The organism is Lentzea alba, assembly GCF_011067745.1.
In the GTDB taxonomy this organism is placed as follows: domain Bacteria; phylum Actinomycetota; class Actinomycetes; order Mycobacteriales; family Pseudonocardiaceae; genus Lentzea; species Lentzea alba.
Window position 1 is genome coordinate 73,584 of record NZ_JAAMPJ010000002.1, and the last position, 15,348, is coordinate 88,931.

The following is a 15,348-nucleotide window of genomic DNA, read 5'->3' on the forward strand; positions in this document are numbered from 1 at the left end:
CCCCCAGCTAACCGATTCGAGCGACACCGTCCAAGTCGATTTCGAGCCGCACGCGGTCGCCGATCTCGCTCATCGGCCCGACCGCCTCGTACTCCTCGCCGTCGATCTCCACGAGCAACCGCACGTGATCACGCCGGTGCACCCGTTCCAGCACAACACCTTCCAGCGCACCCGCCGGATCGACCCGCAACGCCGTGGCCCGCAACCCAACCCGTCCCACGTCGAGGCCCACGAACGAGCCGGGCACGAACTTGTTGCACCCCAGGAACTTCGCGGTCTCCACGTCGACCGGCGACGACCACACCTCGGCCGGCGGCCCCACCTGGACGATCCGGCCGCGCGACATGATCGCCACCCGGTCGGCCAGCGTGAACGCCTCGTCGTGGTCGTGCGTCACGACCAGCGCGGTGGTCTGAGCCTCCCGCAGCAACCGGGCCAGATCGACCGCGAGCTGCTCGCGCAACGCCCGGTCGAGCGCCGACAACGGTTCGTCCAGCAGCAACAACCGCGGCGAAGGAGCCAACGCCCGCGCCAACGCGACGCGCTGCTGCTCGCCGCCGGACAGCTGCGTCACCCGCCGATCCGCGTACCCCTCCAGGCCGACGAGTTCCAGCAGGGACAACACCCGCTTGTCCCGCGACTCGCGTTCGACCTTCTTCATCCGCAGGCCGAAAGCCACGTTCCCGGCCACCGACCGGTGCGGGAACAGCTGCCCGTCCTGGAAGACCAGCCCGAACTCCCGCCGGTGCACCGGCACGCCGGCCAGATCCGCGCCGTCCCACCGCACCGAACCCGCAGAAGGCTTCTCCAGTCCCGCGATCGTGCGCAGCAGCGTCGACTTCCCGCACCCGGACGGCCCGAGCAACGCGACGACCTCGCCGTCCGCCACGGTCAGCGACACGTCCGACACGGCGGCGGTCTGTCCATAACGGACGGTGATCGAGTCCAGTTCCAGCGCCATCAGAACTCCCCGCTGCTCGGCACGCGCAACCGCTCGATCAGCAGCACGCACCCGACCGTCACGACCATCAGCAGCGCGCACGCCGCATAAGCCATCTGGCTGTTCAACTCCCCCGGCCGCGACATCAGCCGGGCGATCACCACCGGCAGCGTCGGCGCATCCGGTCGCGCCAGGAAGCTCGTCGCCCCGAACTCCCCCAGCGCCACCACGTACCCGAACCCGGCCGCCGCCACCAGCGACCGCCCGACCAGCGGCAGATCCACCTCGCGCCACACCCGCAACGGTGAGGCGCCCAGCGTTGCCGCCGCCTGCCGCAGCCGTTCGTCCACGGCCCGCAGCACCGGCAGCACCATCCGCACGATCAGCGGTGTCACCACCAACGCCTGCGCCAACGGGACCAGCAGCGGCGAAGTCCGGAAATCGCCGGGCAGCGCGTCCATCGTGACCAGGTAGCCGAAGCCCACGGTCACCGCGGACACCCCGAGCGGCAGCATCAGCGCGGTGTCGAGCACCTCGGCGATCCGCGACCCCGAGCGTCGCAACCCGACCAGCACCACGGCCGAGAACACCCCGACCACCAACGCCACCAAGGTCGCGTCGAACGCCGTCCGCACCGAGTTCAGCGCCGCGTCGATCCCGGTCACCGCCAACGTGCCGCGATCACCCCGGGTCGTCAACGCGACGTACCCGGCGAAGCTCCACCCGTCCCGAGTGGACAGTGACCTCGTCACCAGCCCGACGACCGGCGTCAGCAACGCCACGACGACAGCGAAAGCAGCCAGCACGACGTACCACTCACCACCGGAAGGCCGTCGCGCCAGCTCTTCCCTGTCGCGCAACGCCAGCGCGGTCTCCCGCCGTCGCCGGGCCAACGCGCCCAGCACGAGAACCGCCAGCACCGCGACGAACTGCAGCAACGACAGCGCCGCCGCCCCGGACAGGTCGAACAGCTCGACGGTCCGCAGGTAGATCTCGGTCTCCAGGGTCCGGTACCGCGACCCGCCCAGCACCAGCACCACACCAAAACTCGTGGCGCAAAAGAGGAACACGACCGCCGCGGCGGACCCGATCGCCGGCGCCAACGCCGGCAGCACCACCGACAGGAAAGCCCGAGGCCGAGAGGCACCCAACGCCCGAGCCGCGTCTTCGGCCCGCCGATCGGTGTGCGCCCACAGCCCGCCCACGGTCCGCGCGACCACGGCCACGTTGAAGAACGCGTTCGCCAGGACGATCGGCAGCACGCCGCCGTCCGGCCAGAACGTCCGGAACGCCAAGCCCACCACCACGGTCGGCAGCACGAACGGCACCATCACGGCCGCCCGCACCAGCCCGAGCCCGCGAATCCGGCACCGCGCCAGCACGAAAGCCACCGGCAGGCCGGCGACGACTGCCACGACCGTCGACGCCAAAGCCTGCCCGAGGGTGAACCCGACCAACTCCCAGGTGTCCGCGGCGAAGAGGACGGTGGTGACGCCGCCCTCGCGCAGACCCAGGGTGATGATGGCGAGGACGGGCCAGGCGAAGAACAGCCCGAGGAAGGCCAGCGGCAGCAACGCCGCCGCCGACCAGCCCGAACGCGCCGAGATCAGGCCGGGGCGGGCTCGCGCCGCCGACCCGCCGCCACCAGGACCGGAGCCGGTGTCGCTCAGCCCTGCACGAGCTTGCGCCACTGCTCGACCCACGCTTCGCGGTTGTCCTTCACCTTGTCCGCGGGCAGGCTCTGCGGGTTCGTCGGCAACGGAGCGTCCTTGGCCCACGACTCGGGCAGCGCGACGCCCTCACGCGACGGGTAGACGTACATCTGCTCGGCCACCTGGGCCTGGAACTTCTCGCCCAGCAGGAAGTCGAGCACCTTCTGCGCGTCGGCGGAGTTCTTCGCCCCGGCCAGCACGCCCGCGTACTCGACCTGCCGGTAGCAGGTGCCGAGCACGGCCTTGGTCTTCCCGCCCTCGGCGGACGGCGACGACGCGTACGAGACGACGATCGGCCGCGTGCCCTTGGTGGCGGAGAACTCCTGGTTGTAGGCCTCTTCCCAGCCGCTCACGACCTTGACGCCGTTGGCCTTGAGCTTGGTCCAGTACTCCTGCCAGCCGTTCTCGCCGAACTTCGCGATCGTGCCGAGCAGGAACGCGAGCCCCGGCGAGGACGTGGCCGGGTTCTCCACGACCAGCATGTCCTTGAACTTCGGGTCGACCAGGTCCTCGTACGAGGTCGGCTCGACCCCGCCGAGCTTGGCCGGGTCGATGTTCAGGCACACGTCGCCGACGTCGACGGCCTGCAGGCGGTTCGTGTCGTCGGCCTTGTACCGCTGAGCGCCCTTCGAGGCCTCCGGCGAGGCGTACTCGGCGAACACGCCCTCGCTCAACGCCCGCGAGGCGAACGTCGAGTCGACGCCGAACGCGACGTCGCCGATCGGGTTCGCCTTGGTGAGCACCAGCTTGTTGGTGAGCTCGCCCGCGTCACCGCTCGCGATCTGCTTCACGGTGATCCCGGAGGACTTCTGGAACTCCTCCAGCACCTCCGGCTTCACCGCGAACGAGTCGTGCGTCACCAAGGTGACCTCGTGCGTCTGCGGTCCGGTCGAGGTACCGGCCGAACAACCGGTCAACGCCAGAGCAGCGACGACAGCAAAAATCCTTCTCACGTCAATCTCTCCCTACGCCGGTATGACCCGGATCAGGTGGACGGTCGAGGGCTTGCGAGCCCTCCTCTCAGCCCGGCGCTTCACCGGACTCCCGTGGCAAACGCGCAGCTTACGTGACGTGGTGGGACGATCAGGACATGGCCGAGCTGTTGAGCGACGATCAGTTGAACGACGCGCTGCCCAAACTGCCCGACTGGACCGCGCAGGACGCGGCGCTGGTGCGGACCGTGGAGCTGGCGAGCTTCCCGCAGGCGATCATGGTCGTGAACCGGATCGCCGAGATCGCGGAGAACGACAACCACCACCCTGACATCGACATCCGCTACAAGACCCTCACATTTCGCCTGAGCACCCATTACAAGGGAGGAATCACCGCACTCGACGTCTCCCTCGCCGAGGAGATCGACGGAGTCCTGGACGCCATGGCCTGATTCGGTCAAGATGTGCGCTGCCGCCGCCCGCGGACAGGAGAGGGAACACCCTCATGCGGTTGCGCACACCTTTGTTCGTCGTGGCGCTGGCGGGCAGTCTTCTGATCACTCCGGCAGCGGCTCAGGCCGTGCCGTGCGCCGTGACGGACGTGATGATCAAGGCCAGTGCGGCTTGGGTCACCAAGGGCACCGACCTCAAGGCGAACAACTGGTCCAACGCGAACTTCCACACCGGCAACATCGCGCAGGTCCGGACGACCGGGATCAGCAACCACAAGACGTGGCCGTGGGTGAAGGCGAACAACTTCCTGCTGCCCGTCGACCCGGCGAACCCGTACGCCCCGGACCCGCAGGCGAGCGGTGAGGCCTACCTGGCCGTCTCGTTCTTCCACCCGGAGCCCGAGGTGCTCCAGCCGCTGCGGGACAACCTGCGGGCCCAGGCGAAGACCGGGAGGTTCGACCACTGGAAGTCGCCGGACGCCCTGACGATGTCGCTGCCGTCCTTCACCGAGGTCGCCGTGCGCGACCTCGACCAGGACCTGCTCGACTACTCGTTCAAGTCGTACCGCGACCTCAAGAAGCGGACGTTCAGCGAGGTCACGGGCCTGTGGAGCCGGAACGTGCAGACGAACGGCTGGGCGGTGCAGGGCCTGGCCAAGGCGATCCAGATGCTGCCGAAGGACAACCCGTACCGCGCCGACTACGCCAAGACGCTGCGCAAGTCCGCCCAGACGCTGCGGTACCTGCAGCGTCACGACGGCTTCTGGGGCGCCACCGGCAAGGACTCGGCGGCCACCGCGATGATCACGTACGCGTTCGCGGCGGGCATCAACGCGGGCGTGCTCGACCGGGACACCTACCTGCCGCACGTGCAACGGGGCTGGCAGGCGCTGCAGACCGCGCTGGACGCCGACGGACTGCTCGGCTGGACGGCGGCCCGCAACTCCTGGCAGCCCGCCTCAGCCGGCGACTCGGCTGGGTTCGCCGTCGGCAGCTTCCTCATCGCGGGGCAGCAGCTGGTCCCTCTCACGCCGGGTTGCTAGACCGATCGCGACCAGCGTGAGCATGCCCGCCACCGGGTAGCCCCAGCCGAGCACCACGAAGTACCAGGGGCGCGGGAAGTCCCAGATGTTCGGCTGGGCGAGCAGCAGGAACGAGATCAGGTAGCCGCCGGTCAGCAGCACCCACAGGCCGGCGGTGATCTTGCACAGGAGGTGTCCGCCCTCGTAGATGAGCCACAGCAGGGCGGGCACCATCCACACCCAGTGGTGGCTCCACGAGATCGGCGAGACCAGCAGGCCGAGCATCTGCACGCTGATGATCAACGCCAGCGCGTCCTTGGTCTTGCTGACCGCGAACCAGGTCAGCACGGCCGCGACGAGCACGGCGGCGAGGTAGATCTTCCCGGTCTGCACGTCGTAGCCGAACGTGCGGCTCAGCGCGCCGCGCATCGACTGGTTGATCGCGCTGCCGACCGGCCCGACCCGGCTCGCGTCACCGAGCAGCTGGAACCAGAACTTGTCCGACTGCGACGGTGAGATCGCCCAGCCGATGCCGTACACCGCCACAAAAGCGACGAACGACCACACGGCGGCCATCCACCGGCGCTGGATGAGGAAGTACAGACCGGAGATGGCGGGAGTCAGCTTGATGCCCGCGGTGAAACCCACACCGGCGCCGCCGACCCAGTTGCGCGCGCTCGCGAGCGTGCCGATGAGGATCGCCGCCAGCACCAGGTTGATCTGGCCGTAGTTGAGCGTGGTGCGCACCGGCTCGATCCACAGCACCAGCGCGGTCCACATCATCGCGCGGCGCGGGTCGTTCAGCTTCAGCAGCTTGAGGCTGGTGCGCACGATGAAGTACAGGCAGCCGAGGCAGATCAGCTGCCAGACCCAGCGGGACGCCTCCCACGGGATCCAGCTCATCGGCGTGAAGATCGCGGCCGCGAACGGCGGGTACGTGAACGGCAGCGGGAACACGTCCGCGTACTGGTCGAGCCGCCACTCGTACAGGTCGCCGGAGAACAGGTGCGGCGATCCGTTGCGGTACACCAGCAGGTCGATCATGGTCATCTTCGCCTGGAAAGCGACCATGAGCAGGTGCCCGACGACCGACAAGGCGAGCAGCCACGGCGCTACGGAGAGCACACGCGCTTCCACAGCACGGAGTTTCACCCCGAAAACGTTACCCGAGGCAACTTTCGCGGGTACCCCGGCGTCATAAGGACGGGAGAGATCGCAAGAGGGAGTTTTTCTGATCATGTCTGTTGATCTTGTTGTTGCCGCTGTCGCCGCTCTGGCCATGCTGGGGGTCGCGTTCGGAGTGTTCGCTGCTGCCGCGCGCGCCAAGAACAACGTGTAAAACGTTGTGAGACAAGGAAAGGGGGAGCCTCCACATGGGAGGCTCCCCCTTTCACCTTTCCGAGGGGAGGAAAGGGATGCCAGGCGGCATCAGAAGTAGTGCGCGCGACCGCCGACCGGCTTGCCCACTGCGCCGAGGACGGCGAGGATGGCGCCGATCACCAGAAGCACCACTCCGATGGTCGTCAGAATGCTGATACCGGCCAGCCATCCGACGACGAGCAGAATCAGACCGAGGACGATCATGACACCTCCAGGTGGGGAATCCTTCTCTGGGCTACCCCACCGGTGTCGGTACAAACCTCAGGACACGGATACTCCGCAATCCCGATAAGCATTGGCGGCCAATAGTTCCGCGTCCGCCGCACCGTCGGCGTCGCCGGTCGCGCGGAGTACTTCCGCGAGTGCCTGGAGTGACTGCCCTTCGAGGTGCCGCTGGTGATACCGGCGGTGCGTGGCGACGGCCTCCTCCGCGCAGCGCAGCGCCTCCTCCGTCTCGCCGAGCGCGAGGTGCAGCAACGCGCGCTCCTTGAGTTCACTTCCCGCGTACAAGAGGTGGTCGCTGTCGAGACGTGCCCGCACTTCGCTCAGGTGGTGCGCCGCGTTCTCGTAGTCGCCCAGTTTGCGATACGCCCGCGCGGCCGACCAATGAGCAGTGATTCGGTATTCGGTCATCTTCTCGCTGTCGACTATCTTGAACTGCAGGCGTACGGCGGCCAACGCGTCCTCATGTGCGTCGCAGTCGTCGAACAGGTCGGCCAACGCGTGCCAGGCGTCGAGCTCCTCCTCGAAACCGGACCGCAGCCGCACCTCGTCGAGAACGTCGATCATGAGGTCGAACGCCTCGTCGACCTGGCGGAGCCCCAGCTTGGCCCGCACGGCGGCGATGGTGCCGATCGTGAGCTGCCTGGGGTGCCCGAGCTCTGCCTGCAGTGCGACGTACGCGGCTTGGTGCGCCAGCACGTCCGGAAACCGGCCCAGTTCGGTGTAGACGCCGTTCAGCGAGGCATGGGCGTGTCCGCGGACGCCGGGCGAGTTGCTGAGCTCCAGCACCCTGAGCAGCGACTGCTCCGCGCCGAGGAGGTCGGGCATGTTGAACGACATCGCGGCGATGGCGAGCAGTACCAGGGCCTGGCCTTCGGTCTCACCTCGCTGCTCGTCGATCGCGAGCGCCTGGTGCTGGTGGTGCAGCGCGGTCTTCACGTCGCCCGCCGAGCGGTACACCCCTCCCAGGACCCTGTGCGCGGACGCCTGGACCCGCAGATCGCCCATGCCCACGGCCAAGCCGAGCGCCACGGTGGTGAGCTCCTTGGCCCGGGCGAAGTCTCCCTGGGAGAAGCGGTAGATCGCGTAGGAGAGGTCCGCGTTGGCGATCAGCACGTCCTCACCGGACTCGTGGGCCGCGCGGTCCCGGATCTCGCACAACGCCGACCAGCGCGAGTCGTCGCGGGTCTCGTAGCAGTACGCGGTGAGCACGGCACCGATCTCGTTGGCGGGCCAGTACTCGCCGCGCTCGGTCGCGACCACCACCGCCGAGAGCAGGTTCTCGTACTCGGCGGTCATCCACGCGAACGCTTCTTCCGGCGTCTGCAGCACCACGCCGGGTAGTTGGGTCGTGGTGGTGGAGAGCGGGAACCGTCGTTGGTCCGGGAACAGCAGCTCAGCGGCGTCGTCAGTCATGCGGCGGTAGAAGTCGTACAACCGCCCCATGGCCTCGTCGGTCTCCTCTCTCGTGCACCGCTCCCGTGCGTACACCCGCAACAGGTCGTGCAGGGCGAAGCGGGTGCCGCGCTGTTCGACGAGATGAACGCCGACGAGCTGGTTGAGGTGACGTCGGGCGTTGGGCAGACCCGCGATCACCGCGGCATCGTTGGCGGTGAAGTCCGCGCCGGGCAGCACCCCCAGTCGCCGCAGCACCAGCCGCGCGTCCTCGGGCAGCGAGGAGTAGCTCTCGTCGAAGACGACGCTGACCGCGACCGCGGGGTCACCGGGCACCGCCAGCTCGCCGAGCCGGTCGTCGTCCAGCTGCGCGACCTTGTCCGCGATGGTCATCAACTCCTGCGCGCCCAGGTCGGCGGCCGCGATGCGCAAGGCCAGCGGCAACCCACCGCACAACCGCACCAGCGCCGCAGCGGCGTCCGCCTCCGCCCGCACGCGTCCCTCGCCGAGCACCCGTTCCAGCAGCCGCGTGCCGCCGTCGTCGCTCAACGTCGGCAACCGCAGGAGCTCCGCGTCGTGCAGGGCCAGCCCGCGCAGGTCGCTGCGGCTGGTGACAATCGCCAGCACTCCGGCGGCCGCGGGCAGCAACGGCCGCACCTGCTCGGCGTTCGCGGCGTTGTCGAGCACCAGCAACAGCTTCCGGTCCGCGACCAACGTGCGGTAGAGCGCCACCTGTTCGTCCAGGCCGACCGGCACGGAGTCGACGCCCAGTCCCTTGAGCACGAGCGTCAGGGCTTCCTGCGGCGACATCGCCCGCACCGGGTCCTGCCCGCGCAGGTTGACGAAGATCTGCCCGTCCCCGAAGCGGCTGGCGATACGGTGCGCCCAGTGCACGGCGAGCGAGGTCTTGCCGACCCCACCGGTGCCCGTGATGACCAGCACCCGCGCCGCACTCGCGCCGAGCCGTTCGACGTCGCCCTCGCGCCCGACGAACGTGGTCAGCTCCGGCGGCAACTGCCGGGGCATGGGGGTCTTCTCCTTGGGCGACGTGACCTCGCCGCGCAGGATCTGTTCGTGCAGCTCGCGCAACGCGGGCGCCGGATCGATCCCCAGCTCCTCCGCCAGCATCTCGCTGACCTGCCGATACGCGGCGAGCGCGCCGGCCTGCTGCCCGGACCGGTACAGCGCCAGCATCAGGTGGGCCCAGAACCTGTCACGCAGCGGATGCCTGCGGGTGAGGTCCTGCAGCTCCGGGACCAGCTCCGCCGACCGCCCAGTCGTGAGGTCCGCCTCGATCCGCTTCTCCAACGCGGCGAGCTGTTCCTCCATCAACAGCGGCACCTCGTCGCGGTGCAACGACTCCGAGGCGACGTTCCCGAGCACCGGCCCGCGCCACAACGCGAGCGCACCCTCGAACTCCTGCTCCTCGACCAGCCGCCGGAACCGCGCGAGGTCGAGCTGCTCCGGCGCGACCTCGGCCAGGTACCCACCGAGCTCGGTGCGCACGCAGTTGGCCTCGCCGAGCGCCTGCCGCAGCCGCATGACGACCGTCTGCAGCGTCTTGTGCGCCCGGTCGAGGTCCGGCGGCTGCCCCTCCCACACCCGCTCGACCAGCTCATCGACCGACACAAACCGGTTGGCGCGCAACAACAACGTCGCGAGCAGCACACGTCCGCGCCCGGCGGGAACAGCCACGGGCTCCCCGTCGAGCAGCACCTCCAGCGGTCCCAGCACCCGGTACTCAGCTCTCACGCCCTGGAAGTCTAGGTGGGCGAGATGAGACAGGCGGTCGACGCGGCCCCGATGCGATGCCAGCCTTCATCTCATGCAGGCAGTGAGCAAGACAGCGCTGTGGGTCGCCTCGATGCGAGCAACCGAGGCCGCCCGCCCGGACCGGTTGCACCACGACCCTCTCGCCACCGCCGTGGTGGCAACCGCCATCGAGCCGATCCCCCCGGCCCCACCGGGCGCGGCCGAGTTCATGGCCGTCCGCACCCGCTTCTACGACAACTTCCTGCTGTCCTCGAACGCCACGCAGGTGGTCATCCTCGCCGCCGGCCTGGACGCCCGCGCGTTCCGCCTGCCCTGGCCATCCGACGTCCGCCTGTTCGAGCTCGACCTGCCCGAACTCCTCGACTTCAAGTCGCAACTGGTAGCCGACACAGGCCTCACCGCCGCGTGCTCACGCGTCGTCGTACCCGTAGACCTGCGCGACGACTGGCCCACCGTGCTGACCGCCGCCGGCTTCTCGGCCGCTTCGCCCACCGCGTGGATCGCCGAAGGCCTGCTCCAGTACCTGACCGAGCCGGACCGCAAGCGCCTGCTGGACGCGATCTCGGCGCTGTCGGCACCCGGCAGCCGGTTCGCGTTCGACCACATGGACAGCTCGGCCGACGACCGCGAGGTAGTAGTGGACACACTGGACCGGATCCGCAGCATGGGCGCGGAGTTCGTGGCGACCGTCGACGACCCGGCTCGGTGGTTGGCCGCGCACGGCTGGACCGTGTCGACGGATCGGGTGCCGGCGCTCGCGGAGGCCTACGGGCGGCCGCTGCCGGACTTCATGGATCCGGCGGCGGCGAACGCGACCGCGCTCTGCACGGCTGACTTGGCCTGACCCGCTGCTCAGCCGCTATCTTGGTGCCATGACCGCTCTGCCTGACTGGATGCGCCCTCCCCGCGCGGAAGGGTGGTTCGCGGAGGACCTGGACCGCCTCCCAGAGGCGCCCCGCCACACCGAGCTGATCGACGGAGCTCTTGTTTTCAAGATGTGACCGCAGCGGGTGTGGCACGCCCGCGTCGTCACGGCCCTGACCACGGCCCTTTCCGATCAGGCGCCCGCAGGTGTCGAGGTGGACCGCGAGGTCACCACCCGGCTCGACGAACGCAACCGTCCTGAGCCTGATGTTCTGGCTACAACAGCTCCCTATGCCCCGGCCCGGACGTGGTTCAAGCCCGTCGATGTCCAACTGGTGGTAGAGGTCGTCTCGCCGGAGTCCGCGCATCGAGATCGGACCGTCAAACTCCGCAAGTACGCCGAAGCGGGTATCAAGCACTACTGGTGTATCGAGGAGGAAGGCAGTCTCCCGGTAGTGCATGTGTACGAGCTGGACGAACCCACCAGGGCATACGCACCGGCTGGCATTTTTCGGCATGCGCTGAAGGTCTCGGTGCCGTTCGAAATCAGCCTTGAGCTGGATGAGCTCGACGGCCGCTGAAGCGCCCTCGAACGCGCGAAGGGCCCCTCCAGCGGAGGGGCCCTTCGAACGCTTGGTCAGACGTTGAAGCGGAACTCCACCACGTCGCCGTCGACCATCACGTAGTCCTTGCCCTCCATGCGCACCTTGCCCGCCGCCTTCGCGTCCGCCTTCGAGCCCGCCGCGACCAGGTCGTCGAACGACACGACCTCGGCCTTGATGAAGCCCTTCTCGAAGTCGGTGTGGATGACACCGGCGGCCTGCGGAGCGGTGGCGCCCTGCGGGATGGTCCAGGCGCGCGCTTCCTTCGGGCCTGCCGTCAGGTAGGTCTGCAGGCCGAGGGTGTGGAAGCCGGCGCGGGCGAGCGAGTACAGGCCCGGCTCGTGCTGGCCGATCGACTCCAGCAGCTCGCGGGCCGACTCCTCGTCGAGCTCCAGCAGCTCGGACTCGACCTTGGCGTCGAGGAACACCGCGTCGGCCGGGGCGACCAGCTCGCGCAGTTCCTTCATGCGGGCCTCATCGGTCAGCACGCCCTCGTCGGCGTTGAAGACGTAGAGGAACGGCTTGGTGGTGAGCAGGGACAGCTCGCGCAGCAGCTCGCCGTCCACTTCGGACTGTGCCGAGAACAGCGTGCGGCCGGAGTCCAGGATGTCCTTGGCCTTCTTCGCGTTCTCGAGCGCGGCGCGGCGGTCCTTCTGCATCCGCGCCTCCTTCTCGATCCTCGGGATGGCCTTCTCGAGGGTCTGGAGGTCGGCGAGGATCAGCTCGGTGTTGATCGTCTCGATGTCGCTCGACGGGTCCACGCGGCCGTCGACGTGCACGACGTCCGGGTCGTCGAAGACGCGGATGACCTGGCAGATCGCGTTCGCCTCGCGGATGTTCGCGAGGAACTTGTTGCCGAGGCCCTCACCCTCCGACGCGCCCTTGACGATGCCCGCGATGTCGACGAACGACACCACGGCGGGCACCTCGCGCTCGGAGCCGAAGATCTCGGCGAGCTTGGTGAGGCGCGCGTCCGGCAACGGCACCACGCCCACGTTCGGCTCGATGGTCGCGAACGGGTAGTTCGCGGCGAGCACGTCGTTGCGCGTGAGCGCGTTGAAGAGGGTGGACTTGCCAACGTTGGGCAGGCCGACGATACCGAGGGTCAAACTCACGGGGAGCGAGTCTACGGCAGGCGACGGTCGTGTCCGATTCCCGCGAGCCATCGGCCGTTGCCGCTGGCAGGATCGACGGCATGGTCATTGACGAAGAACACGCCTACCGGGTCTGCGCCGCACGTGACGCCCGGTTCGACGGGTGCTTCATCCACGCGGTCCGCACGACCGGCATCTACTGCCGGCCGTCGTGCCCCGCGGTGACCCCGAAGCGCCGCAACAGCCAGTTCTTCCTGACAGCCGCCGCCGCGCAGTCGGCCGGCTTCCGCGCCTGCCGCCGGTGCCTTCCGGACGCCGTGCCGGGCTCGCCCGAGTGGAACCTCCGCGCCGACCTGGCCGGCCGCGCGATGCGCCTGATCAGCGATGGCGTCGTCGAACGCGACGGCGTGACCGGCCTGGCCTCGCGCCTGGGCTACTCGGAACGCCACCTGACCAGGGTGCTGACGTCCGAGCTGGGCGCCGGACCGCTGGCCTTGGCCCGCGCGCACCGCGCTCACGCCGCGCGGTTGCTCATCGAGACGACCGAACTGCCGTTCGCGGACATCGCGTTCGCCGCGGGTTTCGCGTCCGTGCGGCAGTTCAACGACACCATCCGCATGGTGTTCGCCTCGACACCGTCGGACATGCGGGGCCGCGGCAAGGCACCGGTCGGCACCCCGGGCCGGATCGTGCTGCGACTCCCGTACCGACCGCCGTTCGACGCTGACGGCCTGTTGATGCACTTCCGCGCGAACGCACTGCCGGGCGTGGAGGAGGTCACCGCCGATTCCTACGCACGGACGTTGTCGCTGCCACACGGCGAGGCAACGGTCCGGCTTACGTTCCCGACAGACCACGTCCTGTGCTCGTTGAGGCTGACCGACGTCCGCGATCTGGGCGCCGCGGTCTCCCGCGTGCGCCGCCTGCTGGACCTCGACGCCGACCCGATGGCCGTGGACTCGTTCCTGGGCGCGGACCCGATCATCGGCCCGCTGGTCCGCGCGGTCCCCGGCATCCGCGTGCCGGGCAGTGTCGACGGAGCGGAAACCCTGCTGCGCCTGGTGGCCCCGTTCGCCGGCGTGCCGCTGCAGATCCCGGACGGCGCGCTGACCCACCTCTACTCGGCGGGGGACCACCCCGTCACCGAGGCACTGGCGAACGGCAGACTCGCCGTGGACGTGGGCCGCTCGCCAGAAGACCTGACCGCAGAACTGACAGCCCTGGTCGGCGCTTCCGTCGCCGACGAGGTCGCCATGCGAGTCCTGGGCACACCGGACGTGCTGGTGCTCCCGCCGGGCTTGCAACACCTGGCTTCCCACGGCCCCGAGTGGCGGCCGTGGCGCTCCTACGCCGGAGCACACCTGACGAGGAAGGCAGCTACATCATGAGCGTCGCACACACGTCCACTGTGGACACCCTGGCGGGGCCGTTCACCGCGATCGTCGCGCCGGACGGAGCGGTGCTGGCGAGCGGCTGGACCGACGACATCGCCCTGCTGACGCCGCAGATCCACGCGTCCCTGATGCCGTCCGAGATCAGCTCGCGCGCCGACCTGGGCGACGTCACCAAGGCCGTCGTCGCCTACCACGAGGGCGACCTGACCTCGATCGACACGATCGAGGTGCGCCAGAAGTCCGGCCCGTTCCTGCAGCACGCGTGGGACGTCCTGCGCACCGTCAAGGCCGGCGACCCCGTCACCTACAGCGAGTACGCCGAACTCTCCGGCCGCCCGGCGGCGATCCGCGCCGCGGCCTCGGCCTGCGCCCGCAACTCGGTGGCGTTGTTCGTGCCGTGCCACCGCGTGATCCGAATCGGCGGCAATCTCGGCGGCTTCCGGTGGGGGCTCGACGTGAAGCGCTGGCTGCTGGCCCACGAAGAGGCGTGAATCAGACCTTCAAGGTCATCGGCTCGCCCTGGAAAAGAACCATTTCGAGACGGACGTGCGTGAGTCGCCAGCCGTTTTCGGTTCGTCGGGCGGTGGCGTGGTACTTGCCGCCACCGTCCTCGTGCCGGGCCGGCTCCGCCGCTTTCGGCAGGTGGAACGCGAGGATGTAGGCCACGATCGACGCCTCGTCCCCGTCGACGTCGACGTAGACCTGCCCCAGGTGGTGGAACGTCGCCTCGTAGGCGGCCGCCAGGAACTTCTTGGGACCGGCGACGATCTCCTCCCGGCCGCGGTAGACCCGTCCGCCGACCTCACGGACACCGTCCTCGGTGTACAGCGGTCCCAAAGCGTCGAAATCCCTGTCGTCGAGAGCTCGCAGCAGCTCCTGAATGAGATTCCGCAATTCCGACTCGTCAATCACGCGCTGCAAAGCCACTTCATTCATCGCTTGGCCCCTATCTCAACGTTCCATCCCTCTGAACACGACGCTACTCCCGATTCTCTTGAATTGGGCGTGTGTCAAATACCGCCAAATTTGGCGTTGACGTTGTCAGGGCACCTGTGTCCAACAGCGCCTCAAGCCAGGTTGATCTCCGGGGCACCGCCCGTGGCGACCAGCTCGGTCCGGCATCGCGGGCACGAGCTGGTGGCCGGGGCCGAGCCGGAGCGGAGAAACCCCTCGATGCCCAGCCAGTCGCTGACTCCGTTGTCCCGGCACACGTGGCAGCCGACGCGGTAGTTCAGCTGAACCCACGGCTCTGCGGCCAGCTCCGACGCCTGGACGTCGGGCTCCACCAGGTCGTTGAACGGCGCCCACCAGGAAGTGATGCGGCACCGCAGTCCGCGCTCGCCGCCGTGATCCGTGGTGTCGAACGCGCTGACGCGGATCGGGGCCTGATGCTCGTCAGGCGTGCAGAGGCCGTACGGCATTCCGTGCTGCAGCTGTACAAGACGGGCAACGCGTTGGCACACAAAGCAGTCGTGGCGGTAGTCCAACCGGTTCGACCACACGAAATGGGCAGCCGGGGTGACGGTGACTCGCGCGGTGACTTCCACGTGGGACAGCACGAGCCGA

At 68.7% G+C, this 15,348-nt stretch carries 16 protein-coding genes; 7 read left to right on the forward strand and 9 right to left on the reverse strand.

The features are described 5' to 3' along the window. Window positions 1-7: 7 nt before the first annotated feature. From G7043_RS08605 to G7043_RS08615, 3 genes are read right to left on the reverse strand one after another with little or no spacing between them, the layout of a single operon-like run. A complete protein-coding gene (locus tag G7043_RS08605) occupies window positions 8-961 on the reverse strand; it encodes an ABC transporter ATP-binding protein (RefSeq protein WP_166045068.1) in 954 nt (317 codons plus the stop codon). Next, complete coding sequence (locus tag G7043_RS08610; RefSeq protein ID WP_390827110.1) at window positions 961-2,550, reverse strand: ABC transporter permease; 1,590 nt, start codon at window positions 2,548-2,550, stop codon at window positions 961-963. Before G7043_RS08610 ends, G7043_RS08605 begins: the two co-directional genes overlap by 1 nt. Window positions 2,551-2,606: 56 nt before the next feature. Next, on the reverse strand, window positions 2,607-3,605 hold the full coding sequence (locus G7043_RS08615) for a thiamine ABC transporter substrate-binding protein (protein WP_166045069.1): 999 nt from the start codon (window positions 3,603-3,605) through the stop codon (window positions 2,607-2,609). A 137-nt stretch (window positions 3,606-3,742) separates the two neighbouring features. Here G7043_RS08615 and G7043_RS08620 point away from each other — a divergent pair, with 137 nt between their 5' ends. Both G7043_RS08620 and G7043_RS08625 read left to right on the forward strand, forming a co-directional pair. Then, window positions 3,743-4,036 carry a 4a-hydroxytetrahydrobiopterin dehydratase gene (locus tag G7043_RS08620; protein WP_166045070.1) on the forward strand — a complete coding sequence of 98 codons (294 nt, stop codon included), beginning with the start codon at window positions 3,743-3,745 and terminating at the stop codon, window positions 4,034-4,036. A gap of 59 nt (window positions 4,037-4,095) precedes the next feature. After that, complete coding sequence (locus G7043_RS08625) at window positions 4,096-5,079, forward strand: glycoside hydrolase family 88 protein (RefSeq protein ID WP_166045071.1); 984 nt, start codon at window positions 4,096-4,098, stop codon at window positions 5,077-5,079. On the opposite strand, the gene G7043_RS08630 is transcribed toward G7043_RS08625, so the two are convergent. The 3 genes from G7043_RS08630 to G7043_RS08640 all read right to left on the reverse strand — a co-directional run bounded on the left by G7043_RS08630 (window position 4,996) and on the right by G7043_RS08640 (window position 9,807). Beyond that, window positions 4,996-6,210, reverse strand: coding sequence for a mannosyltransferase (locus G7043_RS08630; protein ID WP_166045072.1), 1,215 nt, complete (start codon window positions 6,208-6,210; stop codon window positions 4,996-4,998). The two genes, G7043_RS08625 and G7043_RS08630, sit on opposite strands and share 84 nt — an antisense overlap. Before the next feature lie 276 nt (window positions 6,211-6,486). Then, window positions 6,487-6,642, reverse strand: coding sequence for a DUF6131 family protein (locus G7043_RS08635; protein ID WP_086662791.1), 156 nt, complete (start codon window positions 6,640-6,642; stop codon window positions 6,487-6,489). A 57-nt stretch (window positions 6,643-6,699) separates the two neighbouring features. After that, window positions 6,700-9,807 carry an AfsR/SARP family transcriptional regulator gene (locus tag G7043_RS08640; protein WP_166045073.1) on the reverse strand — a complete coding sequence of 1,036 codons (3,108 nt, stop codon included), beginning with the start codon at window positions 9,805-9,807 and terminating at the stop codon, window positions 6,700-6,702. A 73-nt stretch (window positions 9,808-9,880) separates the two neighbouring features. On the opposite strand from G7043_RS08640, the gene G7043_RS08645 reads away from it, so the two are divergent. The 3 genes from G7043_RS08645 to G7043_RS08650 are packed head-to-tail and all read left to right on the forward strand — an operon-like array spanning window position 9,881 to window position 11,273. After that, window positions 9,881-10,672: an SAM-dependent methyltransferase gene (locus G7043_RS08645; protein WP_166045074.1), complete on the forward strand. Its 792-nt coding sequence runs from the start codon at window positions 9,881-9,883 to the stop codon at window positions 10,670-10,672. A 28-nt stretch (window positions 10,673-10,700) separates the two neighbouring features. Beyond that, a complete protein-coding gene (locus G7043_RS49280; RefSeq protein ID WP_278185717.1) occupies window positions 10,701-10,829 on the forward strand; it encodes a hypothetical protein in 129 nt (42 codons plus the stop codon). A 9-nt stretch (window positions 10,830-10,838) separates the two neighbouring features. Beyond that, entirely contained in the window at window positions 10,839-11,273 is a 435-nt protein-coding gene (locus G7043_RS08650; RefSeq protein ID WP_207310898.1) for a Uma2 family endonuclease, read from the forward strand. 56 nt (window positions 11,274-11,329) lie between these two features. Here the strand turns inward: G7043_RS08650 and ychF are convergent, their stop codons facing one another. Then, window positions 11,330-12,409: a redox-regulated ATPase YchF gene (gene ychF / locus G7043_RS08655; protein ID WP_166045075.1), complete on the reverse strand. Its 1,080-nt coding sequence runs from the start codon at window positions 12,407-12,409 to the stop codon at window positions 11,330-11,332. Between the two features lie 80 nt (window positions 12,410-12,489). On the opposite strand from ychF, the gene G7043_RS08660 reads away from it, so the two are divergent. Then, the gene (locus G7043_RS08660) at window positions 12,490-13,776 is read left to right on the forward strand and encodes a bifunctional transcriptional activator/DNA repair enzyme AdaA (protein ID WP_166045076.1); all 1,287 of its coding nucleotides are present in this window, start codon (window positions 12,490-12,492) and stop codon (window positions 13,774-13,776) included. Beyond that, window positions 13,773-14,273 carry a methylated-DNA--[protein]-cysteine S-methyltransferase gene (locus tag G7043_RS08665; protein WP_166045077.1) on the forward strand — a complete coding sequence of 167 codons (501 nt, stop codon included), beginning with the start codon at window positions 13,773-13,775 and terminating at the stop codon, window positions 14,271-14,273. The genes G7043_RS08660 and G7043_RS08665 overlap by 4 nt, the downstream gene beginning before the upstream one ends. A gap of 1 nt (window position 14,274) precedes the next feature. Here G7043_RS08665 and G7043_RS08670 read toward each other — a convergent pair whose 3' ends face one another. Continuing rightward, window positions 14,275-14,718: a nuclear transport factor 2 family protein gene (locus G7043_RS08670; RefSeq protein ID WP_278185718.1), complete on the reverse strand. Its 444-nt coding sequence runs from the start codon at window positions 14,716-14,718 to the stop codon at window positions 14,275-14,277. A 131-nt stretch (window positions 14,719-14,849) separates the two neighbouring features. Further along, window positions 14,850-15,341 (reverse strand): hypothetical protein, encoded by a 492-nt coding sequence (locus G7043_RS08675; RefSeq protein WP_166045079.1) that lies wholly within the window; start codon window positions 15,339-15,341, stop codon window positions 14,850-14,852. Window positions 15,342-15,348 lie beyond the last annotated feature (7 nt).